This window comes from Sphingobium abikonense NBRC 16140, assembly GCF_001598335.1.
GTDB lineage: Bacteria > Pseudomonadota > Alphaproteobacteria > Sphingomonadales > Sphingomonadaceae > Sphingobium > Sphingobium abikonense.
The window spans coordinates 235,546-253,568 of sequence record NZ_BCYT01000003.1 but is presented as its reverse complement, the minus strand read 5'-3'; the positions used below and the strand labels follow the sequence as shown (position 1 = coordinate 253,568).

Here is an 18,023-nt window from a genome sequence, read left to right as displayed (position 1 = left end):
GGGGCGGCCTTTTCGACCAGACTCACTCACACGGAGGAAGGCGATCATGATCAGGGAGACGGATGTCAATTATCTGCTGCTGCGCCAGCAGATATCCATGGCGCGGGCGCAGTCCAGCCCGTCTAGACAGGGCCGTGCCGCCTATGAAGGGCTTGCCCGCGGCTATAGCGAGCAAATCGACGCCTATCGCCGCGCGAACGTAGAGATGGTCGACCGCGCGCATTGACGCAAACGGCGAGCGGATGGCTCGCGCTAGCGCCGTTGGATCAGCCGTTCGATCGCCAGCTTATGCGTGGCATCGTCCCCGCAGTCCTGTTCCAGCACCTTCTTGATACGCTCCAGCTGCGCTTCGGTCAGATGCTCGATCCCGATGAAGTCATTGCGCGCCCCATCGATTGCTCGGATCAGTTCGTCGAGCTTCGCCTGAATGGCCGCGCCATCGCGATTTTGCGCATTCTGGATCAGGAACACCATCAGGAAGGTGACGATGGTCGTGCCGGTGTTGATCACCAGTTGCCACGTATCGGAATAACCGAAGACCGGGCCGGTCACGAGCCAGACGAGAACGGTCAGCGCCGCGAGGATGAAGGCGGCCGGCTGCCCCGCCCAGCTGGCAATGCGGTGGGAAAGCGCGGCAAAAATCCTGTCCATGGCGTCATGTCCTTTTCGACGGACCGTTTAGGCTCCGTTCAACCCGCCGTTGCCATGATCGCGTGATGACCGCCACTGTCTTTCGCACCACGCGTTTCGCCTTCGCCCTCCTCCCCCTGCTCGCGGCCTGCACGAGCCTGTCGCCCGAATCACGCTTGGCGGCGGGGCTGGAGGATGCCGGATTATCGAAGCATATGGCCCAGTGCATGGCCGAGCGGATGGCGTCCCGATTGAGCCTTGCGCAACTGCGCAAGCTCCAGTCGCTTGGCACACTCCGCAAACCGCAAGGCGAAGCGCAAAGCGTAGAGGAATTGGTGCACAAGCTGCGCGCCCTGGGTGATCCGGAGATCGTTGCCATATCAGGAAAAGCGGCTTTTTCCTGCGCATTCTAGTATGCGTTTCGCATTCCCGGACTGAATCTGCCCGCTCGGGTTTTGCAATTTTGCAAAGTGATTTTGCAAAATTTTCTGGCGTCGGGCCGGGGCTATGCCTATGCCCGGCGCAACAGATTGAAACGCAAAAGGACGGGCGAGCCCATGAATATCCATGAATATCAGGCCAAGGAATTGCTGGCGAAATATGGCGCGCCCATCGCTGCCGGCTACCCCGCCTTCTCCGTGGAAGAAGCGGTCGAGGCCGCCAAGAAGCTGCCCGGGCCGCTCTATGTCGTGAAGTCGCAGATCCACGCTGGCGGCCGCGGCAAGGGCAAGTTCAAGGAACTCGGCCCCGACGCGAAGGGCGGCGTGCGCCTCGCCTTTAACCTGGACGAAGTAAAGGCCCACGCGACCGACATGCTGGGCAACACGCTGGTCACGATCCAGACCGGCGAAGCGGGCAAGCAGGTCAACCGCCTTTACATCACCGACGGCGCGGACATCGCCAAGGAATTCTACCTCGCCCTGCTGGTTGATCGCGCCACCAGCCGTATCGCTTTCGTCGTGTCGACCGAAGGCGGCATGGACATTGAGGAAGTCGCCCATTCGACGCCGGAAAAGATTCACAGCTTCTCGGTCGATCCCGCTTCGGGCTTCCAGCCGCACCATGGCCGCGCCGTCGCCGCCGCGTTGGGCCTGACCGGCGATCAGGCGAAGCAGGCCGCCAAGGTCGCGTCGTCGCTCTACGCCGCGTTCCTCGACACTGATGCCGAGCAGATCGAAGTCAATCCGCTGGCGCTGACCGAGCAGGGCAACCTGCTGGTGCTCGACGCCAAGGTCGGCTTCGACGGCAACGCCATGTTCCGCCACAAGGACATCGCTGAACTGCGCGACCTGACCGAGGAAGACGCCGCTGAAGTCGAGGCGTCGAAGTACGACCTCGCCTACATCAAGCTCGACGGCAATATCGGCTGCATGGTTAACGGCGCGGGCCTTGCCATGGCGACCATGGACATCATCAAGCTGAACGGCGAATTCCCCGCCAACTTCCTAGACGTGGGCGGCGGCGCCACCACGGAAAAGGTGACGGCTGCCTTCAAGATCATCCTGAAGGACCCGGCGGTCAAGGGCATCCTGGTCAACATCTTCGGCGGCATCATGAAGTGCGACATCATCGCCAATGGCATCGTCGCTGCCGCCAAGGAAGTGAACCTGTCGGTTCCGCTTGTCGTTCGCCTGGAAGGCACCAACGTCCAGCAGGGCAAGGACATTTTGGCCAATTCGGGTCTGCCGATCGTCCCGGCCGACGATCTGGGCGACGCGGCCAAGAAGATCGTGGCGGAAGTGAGGAAGGCGGCCTGATCGCGCTCCCCGCCTAGACGCAAACATCCAACAGGGTGCGGGTGGTCCGGAAACGGACTGCCCGCGCCCGCGTTGGCGTTTTTCATAAGGAGGATGTTGAAATGAAGATCCTTGTGCCCGTGAAACGGGTCATCGACTATAATGTGAAGCCTCGGGTCAAGGCAGACGGAACGGGCGTGGACTTGGCCAACGTCAAGATGAGCATGAACCCATTTGACGAGATCGCGGTCGAGGAAGCCATCCGCCTGAAGGAAAAGGGCGCGGCGACCGAGGTCGTGGCGGTGTCGATCGGCGTCGCCAAGGCGCAGGAAACGCTGCGCACCGCGCTCGCCATGGGGGCCGACCGCGCGATCCTGATCCAGACCGACGACGAGGTGGAACCGCTGGGCGTCGCCAAACTGCTCGCCAAGGTGCAGGAAGAAGAAGCCGCCGGCCTCATCATCCTCGGCAAGCAGGCGATCGACGATGACAGCAACCAGACCGGCCAGATGCTCGCCGCATTGCTTGGTCGGCCGCAGGGCACGTTCGCCAGCAAGGTCGAGGTGGAAGGTGATGCAGTCAGCGTCACGCGCGAAGTCGATGGCGGGCTGGAGACGGTAAAGCTCACCACGCCTGCGATCATCACCACCGACCTGCGCCTCAACGAACCGCGCTATGCCTCGCTGCCCAACATAATGAAGGCAAAGTCCAAGCCGCTCGCGACCAAGACGCCCGCCGATTACGGGGTCGACATCAGCCCCCGCTTGGAAACGGTGTCGGTCGCAGAGCCGGCCAAGCGGTCGGCCGGCGTCAAGGTTGCCGATGTCGATGAACTGGTCACCAAGCTCCAGTCCATGGGAGTTGCCGCATGAAGACGCTGGTATGGGTTGAACATGAGGGCGGCGCGGTCAAGGACGCCACCCTCTCCGCCGTCACCGCCGCTGCGAAGCTGGGCGAAGTCCACCTGCTGGTAGCTGGCGAAAATGTCAGCGGCGTTGCGGATGCCGCTGCTAAGATCGCCGGCGTGGACAAGGTGCATGTTGCCGATGACGCGGCCCTGGGTCATGCGCTGGCCGAAAATGTCGCGCCGCTGGTGGTGCAGCTAATGGCCGATCATGACGCCTTCGTCGCCCCGGCGACGAGCAATGGCAAGAATCTCGCGCCCCGCGTCGCCGCCTTGCTGGACGTCATGCAGATCAGCGACATTTTGTCGGTTGAAAGCGAAGACACGTTCACACGCCCGATCTATGCCGGCAATGCGATCGCAACGGTCAAGTCCAAGGATGCGAAGAAGGTCATCACCGTCCGTGGCACCGCCTTTGAAAAGGCTGCGTCCGAGGGCGGTTCGGGCACCGTCGAAGCCGTCGCGTCAACCGGCGACGCGGGCCTGTCGTCCTTCGTCGGCGCCGAGATCGCCAAGCTGGAGCGGCCGGAACTGACCAGCGCCAAGGTGATCGTGTCGGGTGGCCGCGCGCTCAAGGATGGTGAGACGTTCGAACAGCTGATCTTCCCATTGGCCGACAAGCTGGGCGCCGCCGTTGGCGCCAGCCGCGCGGCCGTGGACGCCGGCTATGTGCCCAATGATTATCAGGTCGGGCAGACCGGCAAGATCGTCGCGCCGGAAGTCTATATCGCGATCGGCATTTCCGGCGCGATCCAGCATCTGGCGGGGATGAAGGACAGCAAGACGATCATCGCGATCAACAAGGACGAGGATGCACCGATTTTCCAGGTGGCGGACATCGGCCTTGTCGGCGACCTGTTCAAGGTCGTGCCGGAGCTGACCGAAAAGCTCTGAACAAAACACGGACAAGGAAAAGGGCGCGGAGAATGATCTCCGCGCCCTTTTTCACGTCATGAGCGAATGATGTAGTTATTCGCAGTTGATGTCATTCTTGTCGATGGCGCGGCCAGCCAGCGCGCCGCCACCGGCACCCAGGATGGTGCCCAGCGTCTTTGATCCGCCCGGAGCGATGACGTTGCCCAGTACGCCGCCGGCAAGCGCGCCAACGATCGTCCCTGTGGTGCCATCGTCGCGCTTGCAATAATAGCGGCCGTCGCGGTCGCGATAGATTTGGTCATTGTCGCCCAGACGGCGGCGATGGTGACGGGGACCACCATTATAATTTCCCGGACGGTCATAACCATAGCCACGGCCATAATTGTCCGAGGCGCACGCGCCGAGCGGAAGCATGGCAAGCATCGCCACGGCGAGAATGGGTTTGCGCATGATGGTCTCCTTCTACCTAAAAGCTGTGACCGACCAACCCCGCGCCATCGATATGGTTGCTTGTCGAACAGGATTGCGGGGGACGGACGTAAAAAGAAGCCGCCCGCTCGCTGCCGTGAGAGGGGGGGGGAGTGCGGCAGCGAGCGGGCGGCGGCCGGCTGCGTCGTCGGGGGCAAAGACGCGGCCGGAAACTACAATATGTTACTGGACGGCGCTTAATTGGGGAGCGGCCGCGCCGTGCTGGTCGTGGGGCTGACGATCGGGTTCGTATCGGTCGTGACGCCATTCTGCGCGCGCTGTTCGTCCAGCTTGACCTTCGCTTCGTTAAAGCGGGTGCTGAGGTCGTTCTTGAACTCGGTCAGCTTGCCTTCGTCATACAGCTTTTTGCCGACATAGCCGGCGATGGCGCCGAAAATCAGGGTACGGATCATATTCTTTCTCCTTCGCAACGCCGATGAAAGGCGTTTGACCCAATAACCTGTTGACCGCAGCCCGGTTCCAATCCGATGTGGAGAAACGACGGCCCTTGGCGGACGTGCGACGGACGGAGGGGCAAGGGGCAGATGTCGGCTTTCGATCTGGTATTCGCGGTATTCGGCCTGCTGCTGGGACTGGCGGTCTGCGAAGTACTGGCTGGATTTGCGCGCGTTCTGAAACTGAAGCGCGGCGCGCGGCCGGTGCGGATCGGATGGCTCACGCCGCTACTGGGCCTATTCGTCATGCTGGACCTCACCAGTTTTTGGGGCCTGGCCTTCATGGCGCGCGACCAGATGGACGCCAGCTATCTCACGCTCGCCATCGTGCTGGCGATCACCGGCGGCTATTATCTGGTGGCGTCGCTGATCTTTCCCGACGAACCGGAGGACTGGCCAGACTTCGATCTATGGTATGAGCGCCAGAAGCAAATGGTGATCGGCGGGCTGCTCAGCATCAATATCGTCACGATGATCGCCACGAGCATCCTCGACGCGGTGCGACCTGTGCCCGAAGCGCCGCCGGGGCCGGCGGGCGACGTCGGCTTTCTGATCTATGCCCTAGGGGCGATGGCGCTGTTCGCCCTGCTGATCGCGCTGCTGTTCGTCAGAAACCGCCGCTGGAATGTGGCGATGCTGGTGGCGCTGAACCTCATTTTGCTGGGGACCAGCATATTGGAGGATTTCATCTGAGGAGGGGCGGGCGAAGGACCTTCGCCGCATCCCCATTGCGCGCTTGTCCATGACGGCGATGGGCCGCCACCCCGGATGGGATAGCGGCCCCGTGCTTTGCGCCAATACAGGGCTTATTCGGCCGCGATTCCTGCGGCCTTGAACATATCGGGGCCTTCCTCGTCGGCATTGGCGGCAGCGCCGCCCTTGATCTTCTGGCGACGGTCGAACGCATCCCACACGTCGTTCCATTGGCCGCGCGTCGCAGCCTTTGAATATTCGGTCGCGCGGGTTTCGAAGAAATTGGCATGTTCCACGCCGTTCAGCAGCGGCGTGAGCCAAGGGAGCGGATGCTCGTCGATCATGTAGATGGGCTTCAAGCCCAGCTGCCCCAGTCGCCAGTCGGCGATGTAGCGGACATATTTCTTGATGTCTTTGGGCGTCATGCCGGGCACTGGTCCCATCTCGAACACCAAGTCGACGAAGGCGTCCTCGATGCGGACCGTCTTCTGGCACATGTCCATGATGTCGTCCTTGACGCTGGCGGTCAGGCAGTCGCGTTCCTTCACGAAGGCGTGGAACAGCCGCACGATCCCTTCGCAATGCAGCGTTTCGTCGCGCACCGACCAGCTGACGATCTGCCCCATGCCCTTCATCTTGTTGAAGCGCGGGAAGTTCATCAGCATCGCGAAGGAGGCGAAAAGCTGCAGCCCTTCGGTAAAGCCGCCGAACATCGCCAGCGTCTTGGCGATGTCCTCGTCTGTGTCGACGCCGAACTGTTGCAGATAGTCGTGTTTGTCCTTCATCTCCTTATACTGCATGAAGGCGCTATATTCGCTTTCGGGCATGCCGATCGTGTCGAGCAGGTGCGAATAGGCAGCGATATGGACCGTTTCCATGTTGCTGAACGCTGTCAGCATCATCTTCACTTCGGTCGGCTTGAACACGCGGCCATATTTTTCGTGGTAGCAATCCTGCACCTCCACGTCCGCCTGGGTGAAAAAGCGGAAGATTTGCGTCAGCAGGTTGCGCTCATGGTCGCTGAGCTTCTGCGCCCAGTCGCGGCAATCCTCGCCCAACGGCACTTCCTCGGGCAGCCAGTGCAGCTGCTGCTGGCGCTTCCAAAACTCATAGGCCCAGGGATATTCGAATGGCTTGTAGACCTTGGAGGCTTGGAGAAGGGGCATTTGGGGTAACTCCGGGGCGAATGCGTTATCAGGAAAGGATCGTTGCAACCGGGCCAAGGGAAGAACGTTGATGCGCCGTCCCCTCAGCAACAGGAGAGCAATGGTGGTCGATTTGAACCAGATCAAGGAACATGCAGAAGTCATCGGCGCCGACGGCGTCCATGTGGGCACCGTCGACCATGTCGAGGGCGACCGCATTAAGCTGACCAAGAAGGACAGTGGGGCGCAGGTCGAAGGTGCTACCGGAAGCCATGAAGGGCATCATCATTATATTTCAAAGGGCCTGATCGCGGAGGTCGAGAGCGACGGACGGGTGCGCCTGTCTGCCAATGCCGACGTCGCGGTGACGTTCGAAGAAGAAAAATGAGACAGCGGGCGCGGCGGAGACATCCGCCGCGCCGCTTGCGCCCATATTATTGACAGGCGAGACATTCGTCATAATCCGTTGTCTCGGCGATTTCGAACCGGGGCGCATCGATCGTATTGTCCGCTTCCACCCCACCAGCAAAGCCCGCGCGCTGCACCGATTTCGACCGCAGATAATAAAGCGACTTGATGCCCAGTTCCCAGGCGCGGAAATGGAGCATCAGCAGATCCCATTTCTCCACATCCGCCGGGATGAACAGATTGAGTGACTGCGCCTGGTCGATATAGGGCGTGCGATCGGCCGCGAGTTCGAGCAGCCAGCGCTGGTCGATCTCGAAACTGGTCTTGAACACATCCTTTTCTTCCTGGGTCAGGAAGTCGAGATGCTGGACCGAGCCGCCCTTTTCCAGGATCGAATTCCACACCGCGCTGCTGTCCTTCGCCTTGGCGACGAGCAGCTTTTCGAGATAGGGATTCTTGACGGCAAAGCTGCCCGACAGCGTTTTGTGCGTGTAGATGTTGGCCGGGATCGGCTCGATACAGGCCGACGCACCGCCACAGATGATGCTGATCGACGCGGTCGGCGCAATTGCCATCTTGCAGGAAAAACGCTCCATCACGCCCTGGTCGGCCGCATCGGGGCACGGCCCGCGCTCCTGCGCGAGCAGCATCGACGCCTCATTCACCTTGGCATTGATATGCTTGAAGATGCGCAGGTTCCAGCTCTTGGCCATTGCCCCTTCGAACGGGATGTTGCGCGCCTGCAGGAAGCTGTGGAAGCCCATGACGCCCAGCCCGACCGAGCGTTCGCGCATCGCGCTATATTTGGCGCGCGCCATTTCCGCCGGCGCGCGGTCGATATAGTCCTGAAGGACGTTATCGAGGAAGCGCATGATGTCTTCCGCGAAGGTCGGATGATCCTTCCACTCGTCCCAGGTTTCCAGGTTCATCGACGACAGGCAGCAGACCGCCGTGCGATCATTGCCGAGATGGTCGCGACCCGTCGGCAAAGTGATTTCCGAGCAGAGGTTGGAGGTCGACACCTTCAGCCCCAGTTCGCGGTGATGCTTGGGCATCATCCGGTTCACGGTATCGTTGAAGACGATATAAGGCTCGCCGGTGGCGAGGCGCACTTCGACCAGCTTCTGGAACAAAGCGCGGGCGTTGACCGTGCCGCGCACCGACTGGTCCTTGGGACTGCGCAGGTTGAAGTCAGCGCCATCGCGCACCGCCTCCATGAACTCATCGGTCAGCAATACGCCGTGATGAAGGTTGAGCGCCTTGCGGTTGAAGTCGCCGCTCGTCTTGCGGATTTCGAGGAACTCTTCGATCTCCGGATGGGAGATGTCGAGATAGCAGGCGGCCGAGCCGCGACGCAGGCTGCCCTGGCTGATCGCAAGGGTCAGCGAGTCCATCACGCGCACGAACGGGATGATGCCGCTGGTCTTGCCGTTGAGACCCACCGGCTCTCCAATACCGCGCACATTGCCCCAATAGGTGCCGATGCCGCCGCCGCGCGAGGCGAGCCAGACATTCTCGTTCCAGGTGTTAACGATGCCTTCCAGGCTGTCGTCGACGCTGTTGAGATAGCAGCTAATCGGCAGGCCGCGCCCGGTGCCGCCGTTCGAGAGAACCGGGGTGGCGGGCATGAACCAGAGCCTGGAGATATAGTCGTAGACCCGCTGCGCATGATCGGCATCGTCGGCATAGGCGGCGGCGACACGCGCGAAGAGGTCCTGATAGGATTCGCCGGGCAGGAGATAGCGATCGTTCAGCGTTTCCTTGCCAAATTCGGTCAGCAGCGCATCGCGCGACGCGTCGGTCACGACAGGAAAACGGCGCGCCAACACCGTGGAGGACGTCACCGGCTCGGCCGCCTCGCCCTGCGTCGTTGCCGCTTCGCTCATCTTTTCGAGCACTTCGTCCATCACCGTCGCCACGTCACCCGTCCCTGCCTGTCCACTGTCGCGAAAATCCATCTGCGAGTCCCCGATGTTCCTGTTTCGTTCGATTCGGTCAAGCGCGATTGCGGCAAAGCGCATCTTCGCATCGACCGGTCCACAGGGGCACGGAAATGGGCCAACCTACCGGATCGCCGGGCCGGGAATCGGCCCCTCCCCCAGATAGGTATCCAGGAGGGCAATCACAATCTGTTGGGTAACCCCCGTTAACCCGATACAAGGGATAGTGCCACAGCGTCTCCATGGCGCAAGGGGGTAAATGACGATTTGAGGACTCGCACGAGCCAAGGCCGGTGCCTACTGCCTATGTCGCGCAGCAGCGACGCGCGCTCCTCCCTTGCTCTCAAAAAAGGCAAGGGGGTGATGAGGGAAAGAAAAATAAATTTGCCTTGCCACGAAAATGCGTGAGCCGGTGCCGACCCCATAGCACCGAACACAGATCGTACGACAGGAAGCTCTTTCGCGAAGATAAGCAGACGGAGCCTTTCGGTCCGGCAAGCGCTTGATGTGTATCCCTCGGACAGGAAAGGCTATTCATGGAAGACGCACGCATCTGGCAGTTCGAAGAAAGCCTGTGGACCGGCGACCCGGCCCATTATGCACAAGCCATAGATGATGAAGCGCTTATGGTCGTGCCAGCCCCGCCCTATGTCCTCAAAGGGCGCGATGCCGCAGACGCAATGGCCGATACGCCGCGCTGGGACAGCGTGGATTTTGCCGAGCGCCAAGTGATGCGGCCGCAGGAGGGATTGATCGTCATCGCATACAAGGCGACGGCCAGACGTGGCGAGCAGGATGGCTATGAAGCGCATTGCACATCCACCTATCGCCGCCTCGCCCACGAAGAATGGCGCGTCGTCCAGCACCAGCAGACGCCCCCGCTGACGGCAAGTTGACCCTATCGGCCAAAACCCTATAGCCGCCGATGCGAAGACCCGCCGTGCAGGGCGGGCGGCAGATATAGGGATTTGGGTAGATGACGCTCATCAAGACCGCCGACCTCATCGAGAGCGTCGCCGACGCGCTCCAGTTCATCAGCTATTATCACCCGATGGATTATATCCGGGCGCTGGGCACCGCCTATGAGGCGGAAGCCAATCCGGCGGCGAAGGACGCCATTGCGCAAATCCTGACCAACAGCCGCATGTGCGCCGAAGGGCATCGCCCGATCTGCCAAGATACGGGTATCGTCAATGTCTTCATCAAATGGGGCATGGACTGCCGGTTGGACGACAATAGCCGATCGATGCAGGAGGTCGTGGATGAGGGCGTGCGCCGCGCCTACCTGAACCCCGAAAATCGCCTGCGCGCCTCGATCCTGCGCGATCCCGCCTTCAGCCGCCAGAACACGAAGGACAACACCCCCTGCGTGCTGAATGTCGAGATGGTGCCGGGGAACAAGGTGATCGTCGATGTCGCGGCGAAGGGCGGCGGGTCGGAGAACAAGACCAAGTTCAAGATGATGAACCCCAGCGATTCGATCGTCGACTGGGTACTCGAAATGCTCCCGCAGATGGGTGCGGGCTGGTGCCCGCCCGGCATGCTGGGCATCGGCATCGGCGGCACGGCGGAAAAGGCGGTCGCGCTCGCCAAGGAAAGCCTGATGGACCCGATCGACATGGGCGAATTGAAGGCGCGCGGGCCGCAGAACAAGATCGAGGAACTGCGCATCGAGCTGTATGACAAGGTCAATGCGCTCGGCATCGGGGCGCAGGGCCTTGGCGGGCTCTCGACCGTGCTCGACGTCAAGATCCACGACTATCCCTGCCATGCCGCGGGCAAGCCAGTCGCAATGATCCCCAATTGCGCCGCGACGCGCCACGCGCATTTCACGCTCGATGGGTCGGGGCCGGCCTATCTGGAAGCACCCAAGCTTTCCGAATGGCCACAGGTCGACTGGAAGCCAAGCAAGGAAGCGATCCGCGTCGACCTCGACACGCTGACGCCGGAGGTCGTTCAAAGCTGGAAGCATGGCGACCGGCTGCTCTTGAATGGCAAGATGCTGACCGGCCGTGACGCCGCGCATAAGCGGATCGCCGACATGCTGGACAAGGGCGAGGACCTGCCCGTCGATTTCAAGGGCCGGGTCATCTATTATGTCGGACCGGTCGATCCGGTGCGCGACGAAGTGGTCGGTCCTGCGGGCCCCACGACCGCGACGCGCATGGACAAGTTCATGGACATAATGCTGGAACAGGGCCTGGCCGCCTGCGTGGGCAAGGCCGAGCGCGGTCCCGCCGCGACCGACAGCATCGCCAAGCACAAGAGCGCTTATCTGATGGCCGTCGGCGGCGCGGCCTACTTGGTCGCGCGGGCGATCAAGGAGGCCAAGGTCGTGGGCTTCGAAGACTTGGGCATGGAGGCGATCTACGAATTCACGGTCGAGGACATGCCAGTCACCGTCGCAGTCGACAGCGAGGGGCAGAATGTCCACCGCCTCGCACCGCTGGTATGGCAGGAAAAGATCAAACGCGAAGGGTTGCTGGAACAGGCCTGACCCGTCCCCCTCCCCGCGCGAGGCGTGGGGAGGGGATTAAGTGACTGATCCTTGTTAATCGCAGGAACCAGCGCCCCTGACCGGCATTGATTGCGGCACCCCCCAGCCGGAGTCTGCCATGTCCTTCACGCAACTCGACCCGCCCCTTCCCGTCGATGTCCAGGGCAAGGGGAAGGGCTTTGCCTTTGCCGTCATCGACTATGGCCAAGAGCATAATCTTATCTGGGTAACGGGGCTAAGCGATTCGGGCGAAATCTGGTGCGCGCCCAATCCCATGGTCCGTTTGCAGACCAACTGGACGATGGGGCGGGAAGCTCATCCCGGTGGCGACTGGCAGGGCGTGACGCTCGCCCCGCTCAAGCCCAGCTAAAGGGACCTCAGGAGGCCAGCGCGCGCGGCTGGGCCCGAAGGGATGCGAGATCGATCGAACGATCGAAAACGACGCCCATCCGGTCATCCTTGGACCAGCGCGCGGTCGCCTGCACCACCAGCCGGTCGGACAATTCGACCGAGAAACTCGTGCCGACGGGCACATTCCATAGCCCTTCGATCAGCGCGCCCGTCTCGGAAATATTGCGCACCCGGCCAGTGTAGCTGTGCCCGTCATGATGCACCGCAACCGTCCGCAACATCGTTTTGCGCTCGGGCCGACTGGACCGATAGCCCTTGGGCACAGCCGCAGTTGTGACGCCGCCCCGATGCGCAATCAGCACATCCTCCATCGGCATCGGCCGTCCATAGATATAGCCCTGAATATGGCTGCATCCCAATTGCCGGATCAGCACCAGCTCGTCCTGCGTTTCCGCGCCTTCGGCCGTCGTGTCCATGTCCAGCGCTTCGGCCAGGCTGACAATCGCCTTGATGATGGCGCTGTTGCGGCTGCCCTTGATCGCGGCGCCACGCACGAAACTCTGGTCGATCTTGATCTTGTCGAACGGCGCTTTCTTGAGATAGCCGAGTGATGAATAGCCGGTGCCGAAGTCATCGAGCGCCAGCCGCACGCCCAGGGATTTCAGGCGCGCGAACATCGAGTCGGTGTCCGAATCGTCGTTCAGGAACACGCTTTCGGTGATTTCCAGTTCCAGCCGCTCCGGCGTGAGTTGCGCGGCCGCCAGCGCATTCATCACGGTCGAGGGGAAGCCGGGATTGGCGAATTGCGTGGGAGAGACATTCACCGCGACGCGAATACCCTCTGGCCATTGCGCCGCATCCAGACACGCGGTGCGCAGCACCCATTCGCCGAGCGGCCCGATCAGCCCGGTATCCTCGGCGATCGGGATGAACAAAGCAGGCGAAATTGGCCCGCGGGTTTGATGGTTCCAGCGCAGAAGCGCTTCATACCCCGTAATCCGTTCGGTGCGTGAAGACACGACCGGCTGATAGACCAGGTGCAACCCGTCGGCGGCCAGCGCGTGGCGCAGATCCTCCTCCAGCTTGCGCCGGTCTTCGGCATCGGCGTGCATTTCGGGCGCGTAAAAGCGATGCACCCCGCGTCCATCGCCCTTGGCGGCGTACAGTGCCAGGTCCGCATTGCGGATCAACGCTTCGGCCGTCACGCCGTCCTGCGGAGACATCGACATGCCGATCGACACACCTATGACCACCGACGTCCCTTCAATATTATAGGGTTCGGCCACCGTCGCGATGATTGCTTTGGCCAGCAGTTCCAGGCTGTTTTTGTCATGGTGACGCGGCAACAATATCTTGAACTCGTCGCCGCCCTGTCGCCCGACCAGCCCCTTGTCCCCCACCACGCGCTGCAAGCGCTGGCTGACCTGACGCAACAGCGCATCGCCAGCCGGATGGCCCAGCGAATCGTTGACGCTCTTGAACCGGTCAAGGTCCAGCATCATCAGCGTGCATTCGCCCGGCCGGCCATGGCGTGCGGCCACCGCCTGCTCAAGCGAACGGAGCATCTGGATGCGGTTGGCTAGGCCGGTCAGCGAATCATATTGCGCCAGTCGCGTCACTTCCGCCTGGCTGCGGCGCATTTCGGTAAGGTCGGTACCCGACCCACGAAAACCGTGGAACTGGCCATATTCGTTAAACACCGGTTGGCCGGAAATCGACCACCAGCGCTCTTCCTTTGACAGGGCCGCGCACACGGGAATTTCCGAAAAACCAGTGCGGGCCGACAGGTGAAAGCCGAGCGTGCGTTCGCCATCGCCCGCCTGCCGGTCGCCTGGCCGCAATATGTCGGTAAAGGCCCGCCCGATGAGGCTGCCGCACGGCAATTTCAGCGTTTCGCACAACGTATCGGAAATATAGGTCAGGTTCCCCTGCCGGTCAGTTTCCCAGAACCAGCCGCGCCCGCTGCGCTCATGTTCCTGCAACAGCCGGTCCGATCGCTGGGCGCGCAAATCCTGGCGATGCATCGCCATGGCGCGATCGCGATCGACCGAGGCCTGCCTGACGGTGGCGACCGCCATGACCAGCAAGCCGCTGGACAACAGGCCGATCGGGATCAGCCCGGCGCTGCCGATAAGGGCCGCCACCAGCACGCCGAGAAAATAGCTCATCCCCAGCAGGCGTCGGTCCCCCACGATACAGGCCACCAGCAGCGCCACCACCAGTTGGGATAAGGCCGTCAGTGCTGGCGAGGCGTTTTGGGTCCATCCCAACGCACCGGCGATCCAAGCGCTGTAGCTCAGCCCGGACAGAAACAGCATGGGCAGCATGGCCCAGGTCTGGATATGGGGCCGCAAGCGGCGGAACCGGTCCTTGCGCGGCACTATCATCAACGCGCCGTCGACCAGGAACATCAGGCCAAACAACAAAAATTGCGTCCAGTCCTGCGGGCGGAAGACGAGCAGGCCCAGCATCAGCATCACGCAGATTTTGGACAGCAAGATCAGCGGCCACAGCCGCGCAATGTGAAGGAAACTGCCACAAATCCAGGTCGCCGCGACATCGGTGCCGCTTCGCGTCAGGCCAAGCGCCATCAACAAAGTCGCAGGCCGTGACAACTCCGGGGAAGACGCGCGTTTCAGAGACATGCCTCTCTTCTACGCGCGATCTATTGACAGAGACTTACTTTCAAACAGTAAATCCACGAAGCGATAGACTATGTCGTCCCTGCCATCACACCCGCATGGGCATCAGAACATATAGCGCCGGACTGGCGTCATTTTCCCGGATCAGCGTCGGCGCAGCGGCATCGGCCAGGTGCAGTTCGACAAGGTCGCTGTCGATCTGGCCCAATATGTCGAGCAGATAGCGGGCGTTGAACCCGATATCGAAGCCTTCGCCCTGAAATGCGCCGGGGACTTCCTCGGCCGCCGTGCCATTTTCGGGGCTGGTGACCGACAGGGTGATACGGTCCTTGTCCAGGCTCATCTTGACCGCCCGCGTCTTTTCCGTGGCGATCGTCGCGACGCGATCGACGCCATCTTCGAAACTGCGCGGGTCGATCTTGAGCAGCTTGTCGTTGCCGGTCGGAATGACGCGGCTGTAATCGGGGAAAGTGCCGTCGATCAGCTTGCTGGTCAGGATCGCACTGCCCAGCCCAAAGCGGATCTTGCTCGCCGACAGGCTGATCTGCACCGATCCCTCCACTTCATCGAGCAGCTTGCGCAATTCGCCGATGCATTTGCGCGGCACGATGATGCCGGGCATGCCATCGGCGCCGTCGGGGCGCGGCACGGTGACGCGGGCCAGGCGGTGGCCGTCGGTCGCGGCGGCCTTCAGCACCGGCTGCCCCTCATCCGACACATGGAAATAAATGCCGTTCAGATAATAGCGCGTTTCCTCAGTCGAAATCGCAAAGCGCGTCTTGTCGATGATCTGCTTCAGCGTCTCAGCGGGCAGTTCGAACTGCGTCGGCAGGTCGCCCTCGGCAATCACCGGAAAATCGTCACGCGGCAGCGTCGACAGGTTGAAGCGCGCGCGGCCCGCCTGGATCAGCATCTTGCCGTCGGCCGCCTGCAACGACACCTGGCTGCCTTCGGGCAGCTTGCGGGCGATGTCGAACAGGGTGTGGGCGGAAATGGTCGTCGCGCCGGGCTGTTCCACCTGGGCGGAAATGCTTTCCACCACCTGAAGGTCAAGGTCGGTCGCCATCAGCTTGATCGCGCCATCGGCCGATGCTTCGATCAGCACGTTGGACAGGATCGGAATGGTATTGCGCCGCTCGACCACCGACTGGACGTGGCTCAGGCTCTTGAGGAGCGTTGCGCGTTCGATGGTGGCCTTCATGTCCCTGTTCTGTCCGTTCTTTTTAAGCCGAGAGCCGGGGGTTCGGTCGAATCCCGGCGACACTGATGGATGCTTCTTCATAACCGCTGTTGCCGTCCCTGCAAGCGCGGCATCGCCCTTTCATTACGGATGGGGTTGCAAATGGGGACGGCTTGCGCTTTGCCGTCGCAATGCGCCGCGCCTTCGCCTGCCTCGTTCCGCTGCTGTTCGCGCCGCTGCCTGCCATTGCACGCGATTCTCTTGGCATTTTCGAAAGCTGGGGGGCGTTTCGCGATCCTCCGACAGGACGATCAGCGCCGCGCTGCTATGCCATTGCCCAGCCTCAGGTCCGGCGCGGCCGCACGCCGCAGGGCTTTGCGTCGGTTGGCACCTGGCCCCGCGCGCATGTGCGCGGGCAGGTTCATCTCCGCCTCAGCCGCGCCCGCTCCCCCGATGCGCCGGTTCGCCTGAGCGTCGGAGAACGTCGCTTCACCCTGGTGGCGGGACAGGTCGACGCCTGGGCCCCCGACGCGCGCACCGACGCCCAGATCATCGCCGCCATGCGCTCGGCCACCAGCATGAGCGTGTCCAGCATCGGCGCGGACGGCCGCGCCTTTGCCGACAGCTACGCCCTGCGCGGCGCGGCCACCGCGATCGACGCCGCCGCCTTGGGCTGCGCACGCCTGCGCTAGGCGTCTGCGCGCCTTACATTTGCCCGAAAATTGGGCTATGGGCGCGATCATGCAGACATCCGCCAGCCCCCTGATGCCGATTCCCGGCGCTATCGATCCTGTGCCCGTGCGGCGTGCGGTGACGCCGCGGGAGGATGGGCGCGTCGACCTGATGGGCTTGTCCCGCATGCAAATCAAAAGCGTGTTCGAGGAAGCCGGGCTGGACGCCAAGGCGGCCAAGCTGCGCTCCAAGCAGATTTTCCACTGGCTCTATCATCGCGGCGAAACCGATTTCGACGCGATGACCGACCTTGCAAAGCCCATGCGCGGCTGGATGGCGGAGCGCTTCGTCGTTGGCCGCCCGCAAGTGGTGGAGGCGCAGGTATCGAGCGACGGCACCCGCAAATGGCTGCTGCGTTCGGACGACGGGCAGGATTATGAAATGGTCTTCATCCCCGACGCGGATCGGGGAACGCTATGCGTGTCCAGTCAGGTCGGCTGCACCTTGAACTGCTCCTTCTGCCACACCGGCACGATGCGGCTGGTGCGCAACCTGACGCCGGGCGAGATCGTCGGCCAGGTCATGCTGGCGCGCGATGCGCTGGGCGAATGGCCCAAGGGCAGCATGGCATCGGCCAATGATGACGAGGAAAGCGACGAAGCGTCGCACTATACGTCCGATGGGCGGATGCTGACCAACATTGTGATGATGGGCATGGGCGAACCGCTCTATAATTTCGACCATGTCCGCGATGCGCTCAAGGTCGTGATGGATGGCGATGGCCTTGCCCTCAGCAAGCGGCGCATCACCCTGTCGACCAGCGGCGTCATCCCGATGATGGCGCGCGCTGGCGAGGAAATCGGCGTCAACCTTGCCGTCTCGCTTCATGGCGTGACCAAGGATGTGCGTGACGAACTGGTGCCGCTGAACCGGAAATTCGGGATCGAGGAGTTGCTCGCCGCCTGCGCCGCCTATCCCGGTGCGAACAATGCCCGCCGCATCACCTTCGAATATGTGATGATCAAGGACAAGAATGACAGCGACGCGGACGCCCGCGAACTTGTGCGACTGCTGCGGCACTATAAGCTGCCGGCGAAGGTCAACCTGATCCCGTTCAATCCTTGGCCGGGCACCGATTATGAATGTTCCACGCCCGAACGGATCAGGCGCTTTTCCGACATCGTGTTCGAAGGTGGCATCAGCGCGCCCGTCCGCACCCCGCGCGGGCGCGACATCATGGCGGCGTGCGGCCAGTTGAAAAGCGCCAGCGAAAAGAAGAGCAAGGCGGAGATGCGTCGCCTGGCCGAGGAAAAGCAAGCCGCGCTGGGGTGAAGCGAACCTTCTGCGACAGGCGGCGCCATACTTTTGGCGGGAGCGTGGATAAAAAAAGGGCGGCCCCCTAAGGGACCGCCCTTCGCTTGATCTG

The 18,023-nt window shown here is 62.1% G+C and carries 19 protein-coding genes; 12 read left to right on the top strand and 7 right to left on the bottom strand.

The window, feature by feature from the left end:
• Positions 1-46: 46 nt before the first annotated feature.
• Positions 47-226 carry a hypothetical protein gene (locus SAB01S_RS05125; RefSeq protein ID WP_021227456.1) on the top strand — a complete coding sequence of 60 codons (180 nt, stop codon included), beginning with the start codon at positions 47-49 and terminating at the stop codon, positions 224-226.
• A 26-nt stretch (positions 227-252) separates the two neighbouring features.
• On the opposite strand, the gene SAB01S_RS05120 is transcribed toward SAB01S_RS05125, so the two are convergent.
• The gene (locus tag SAB01S_RS05120) at positions 253-651 is read right to left on the bottom strand and encodes a low affinity iron permease family protein (protein WP_062732016.1); all 399 of its coding nucleotides are present in this window, start codon (positions 649-651) and stop codon (positions 253-255) included.
• A gap of 65 nt (positions 652-716) precedes the next feature.
• Between SAB01S_RS05120 and SAB01S_RS05115 the strand changes: the two genes are divergently transcribed.
• The 4 genes from SAB01S_RS05115 to SAB01S_RS05100 all read left to right on the top strand — a co-directional run bounded on the left by SAB01S_RS05115 (position 717) and on the right by SAB01S_RS05100 (position 4,164).
• Positions 717-1,043, top strand: coding sequence for a P-loop NTPase family protein (locus SAB01S_RS05115; RefSeq protein ID WP_062732015.1), 327 nt, complete (start codon positions 717-719; stop codon positions 1,041-1,043).
• 144 nt (positions 1,044-1,187) lie between these two features.
• Positions 1,188-2,387, top strand: a complete 1,200-nt coding sequence (gene sucC, locus SAB01S_RS05110) for an ADP-forming succinate--CoA ligase subunit beta (protein ID WP_062732118.1) — start codon at positions 1,188-1,190, stop codon at positions 2,385-2,387.
• Positions 2,388-2,488: 101 nt separating this feature from the next.
• Positions 2,489-3,238 carry an electron transfer flavoprotein subunit beta/FixA family protein gene (locus tag SAB01S_RS05105; RefSeq protein WP_062732014.1) on the top strand — a complete coding sequence of 250 codons (750 nt, stop codon included), beginning with the start codon at positions 2,489-2,491 and terminating at the stop codon, positions 3,236-3,238.
• Complete coding sequence (locus SAB01S_RS05100) at positions 3,235-4,164, top strand: electron transfer flavoprotein subunit alpha/FixB family protein (protein ID WP_062732013.1); 930 nt, start codon at positions 3,235-3,237, stop codon at positions 4,162-4,164. The genes SAB01S_RS05105 and SAB01S_RS05100 overlap by 4 nt, the downstream gene beginning before the upstream one ends.
• Before the next feature lie 75 nt (positions 4,165-4,239).
• On the opposite strand, the gene SAB01S_RS05095 is transcribed toward SAB01S_RS05100, so the two are convergent.
• Positions 4,240-4,596 carry a glycine zipper 2TM domain-containing protein gene (locus SAB01S_RS05095; protein WP_062732012.1) on the bottom strand — a complete coding sequence of 119 codons (357 nt, stop codon included), beginning with the start codon at positions 4,594-4,596 and terminating at the stop codon, positions 4,240-4,242.
• Between the two features lie 215 nt (positions 4,597-4,811).
• Positions 4,812-5,027, bottom strand: coding sequence for a hypothetical protein (locus tag SAB01S_RS05090; protein ID WP_062732011.1), 216 nt, complete (start codon positions 5,025-5,027; stop codon positions 4,812-4,814).
• Positions 5,028-5,159: 132 nt separating this feature from the next.
• Between SAB01S_RS05090 and SAB01S_RS05085 the strand changes: the two genes are divergently transcribed.
• Entirely contained in the window at positions 5,160-5,762 is a 603-nt protein-coding gene (locus SAB01S_RS05085; protein ID WP_062732010.1) for a hypothetical protein, read from the top strand.
• A gap of 113 nt (positions 5,763-5,875) precedes the next feature.
• Here the strand turns inward: SAB01S_RS05085 and SAB01S_RS05080 are convergent, their stop codons facing one another.
• Positions 5,876-6,928: a ribonucleotide-diphosphate reductase subunit beta gene (locus tag SAB01S_RS05080; protein ID WP_021227466.1), complete on the bottom strand. Its 1,053-nt coding sequence runs from the start codon at positions 6,926-6,928 to the stop codon at positions 5,876-5,878.
• Positions 6,929-7,031: 103 nt separating this feature from the next.
• On the opposite strand from SAB01S_RS05080, the gene SAB01S_RS05075 reads away from it, so the two are divergent.
• Complete coding sequence (locus SAB01S_RS05075) at positions 7,032-7,295, top strand: DUF2171 domain-containing protein (protein ID WP_062732117.1); 264 nt, start codon at positions 7,032-7,034, stop codon at positions 7,293-7,295.
• Positions 7,296-7,341: 46 nt separating this feature from the next.
• On the opposite strand, the gene SAB01S_RS05070 is transcribed toward SAB01S_RS05075, so the two are convergent.
• The gene (locus SAB01S_RS05070; RefSeq protein ID WP_439646658.1) at positions 7,342-9,273 is read right to left on the bottom strand and encodes a ribonucleoside-diphosphate reductase subunit alpha; all 1,932 of its coding nucleotides are present in this window, start codon (positions 9,271-9,273) and stop codon (positions 7,342-7,344) included.
• A gap of 518 nt (positions 9,274-9,791) precedes the next feature.
• Between SAB01S_RS05070 and SAB01S_RS05065 the strand changes: the two genes are divergently transcribed.
• The 3 genes from SAB01S_RS05065 to SAB01S_RS05055 all read left to right on the top strand — a co-directional run bounded on the left by SAB01S_RS05065 (position 9,792) and on the right by SAB01S_RS05055 (position 12,122).
• Positions 9,792-10,151: a DUF4440 domain-containing protein gene (locus SAB01S_RS05065; protein WP_062732009.1), complete on the top strand. Its 360-nt coding sequence runs from the start codon at positions 9,792-9,794 to the stop codon at positions 10,149-10,151.
• 80 nt (positions 10,152-10,231) lie between these two features.
• Positions 10,232-11,752, top strand: a complete 1,521-nt coding sequence (locus tag SAB01S_RS05060) for a fumarate hydratase (protein WP_062732008.1) — start codon at positions 10,232-10,234, stop codon at positions 11,750-11,752.
• A 118-nt stretch (positions 11,753-11,870) separates the two neighbouring features.
• Positions 11,871-12,122, top strand: coding sequence for a hypothetical protein (locus tag SAB01S_RS05055; protein ID WP_062732007.1), 252 nt, complete (start codon positions 11,871-11,873; stop codon positions 12,120-12,122).
• A 7-nt stretch (positions 12,123-12,129) separates the two neighbouring features.
• On the opposite strand, the gene SAB01S_RS05050 is transcribed toward SAB01S_RS05055, so the two are convergent.
• Together SAB01S_RS05050 and dnaN are read right to left on the bottom strand one after the other, a co-directional pair.
• Positions 12,130-14,748 (bottom strand): EAL domain-containing protein, encoded by a 2,619-nt coding sequence (locus tag SAB01S_RS05050; protein WP_062732006.1) that lies wholly within the window; start codon positions 14,746-14,748, stop codon positions 12,130-12,132.
• Positions 14,749-14,833: 85 nt separating this feature from the next.
• Positions 14,834-15,946, bottom strand: coding sequence for a DNA polymerase III subunit beta (gene dnaN, locus SAB01S_RS05045; RefSeq protein WP_021227474.1), 1,113 nt, complete (start codon positions 15,944-15,946; stop codon positions 14,834-14,836).
• A gap of 170 nt (positions 15,947-16,116) precedes the next feature.
• Here dnaN and SAB01S_RS05040 point away from each other — a divergent pair, with 170 nt between their 5' ends.
• Positions 16,117-16,617, top strand: coding sequence for a hypothetical protein (locus SAB01S_RS05040; RefSeq protein ID WP_062732005.1), 501 nt, complete (start codon positions 16,117-16,119; stop codon positions 16,615-16,617).
• 49 nt (positions 16,618-16,666) lie between these two features.
• Complete coding sequence (rlmN, locus tag SAB01S_RS05035; protein WP_062732115.1) at positions 16,667-17,929, top strand: dual-specificity RNA methyltransferase RlmN; 1,263 nt, start codon at positions 16,667-16,669, stop codon at positions 17,927-17,929.
• Positions 17,930-18,023: the final 94 nt, after the last annotated feature.

Coding starts and splice junctions, on each gene's coding strand:
- SAB01S_RS05125 (WP_021227456.1), top strand. CDS start 47: ATGATCAGGGAGACGGATGTCAATTATCTGCTGCTGCGCCAGCAGATA.
- SAB01S_RS05120 (WP_062732016.1), bottom strand. CDS start 651: ATGGACAGGATTTTTGCCGCGCTTTCCCACCGCATTGCCAGCTGGGCG.
- SAB01S_RS05115 (WP_062732015.1), top strand. CDS start 717: ATGACCGCCACTGTCTTTCGCACCACGCGTTTCGCCTTCGCCCTCCTC.
- sucC (WP_062732118.1), top strand. CDS start 1,188: ATGAATATCCATGAATATCAGGCCAAGGAATTGCTGGCGAAATATGGC.
- SAB01S_RS05105 (WP_062732014.1), top strand. CDS start 2,489: ATGAAGATCCTTGTGCCCGTGAAACGGGTCATCGACTATAATGTGAAG.
- SAB01S_RS05100 (WP_062732013.1), top strand. CDS start 3,235: ATGAAGACGCTGGTATGGGTTGAACATGAGGGCGGCGCGGTCAAGGAC.
- SAB01S_RS05095 (WP_062732012.1), bottom strand. CDS start 4,596: ATGCGCAAACCCATTCTCGCCGTGGCGATGCTTGCCATGCTTCCGCTC.
- SAB01S_RS05090 (WP_062732011.1), bottom strand. CDS start 5,027: ATGATCCGTACCCTGATTTTCGGCGCCATCGCCGGCTATGTCGGCAAA.
- SAB01S_RS05085 (WP_062732010.1), top strand. CDS start 5,160: ATGTCGGCTTTCGATCTGGTATTCGCGGTATTCGGCCTGCTGCTGGGA.
- SAB01S_RS05080 (WP_021227466.1), bottom strand. CDS start 6,928: ATGCCCCTTCTCCAAGCCTCCAAGGTCTACAAGCCATTCGAATATCCC.
- SAB01S_RS05070 (WP_439646658.1), bottom strand. CDS start 9,273: ATGGATTTTCGCGACAGTGGACAGGCAGGGACGGGTGACGTGGCGACG.
- SAB01S_RS05065 (WP_062732009.1), top strand. CDS start 9,792: ATGGAAGACGCACGCATCTGGCAGTTCGAAGAAAGCCTGTGGACCGGC.
- SAB01S_RS05060 (WP_062732008.1), top strand. CDS start 10,232: ATGACGCTCATCAAGACCGCCGACCTCATCGAGAGCGTCGCCGACGCG.
- SAB01S_RS05055 (WP_062732007.1), top strand. CDS start 11,871: ATGTCCTTCACGCAACTCGACCCGCCCCTTCCCGTCGATGTCCAGGGC.
- SAB01S_RS05050 (WP_062732006.1), bottom strand. CDS start 14,748: ATGTCTCTGAAACGCGCGTCTTCCCCGGAGTTGTCACGGCCTGCGACT.
- dnaN (WP_021227474.1), bottom strand. CDS start 15,946: ATGAAGGCCACCATCGAACGCGCAACGCTCCTCAAGAGCCTGAGCCAC.
- SAB01S_RS05040 (WP_062732005.1), top strand. CDS start 16,117: ATGCGCCGCGCCTTCGCCTGCCTCGTTCCGCTGCTGTTCGCGCCGCTG.
- rlmN (WP_062732115.1), top strand. CDS start 16,667: ATGCAGACATCCGCCAGCCCCCTGATGCCGATTCCCGGCGCTATCGAT.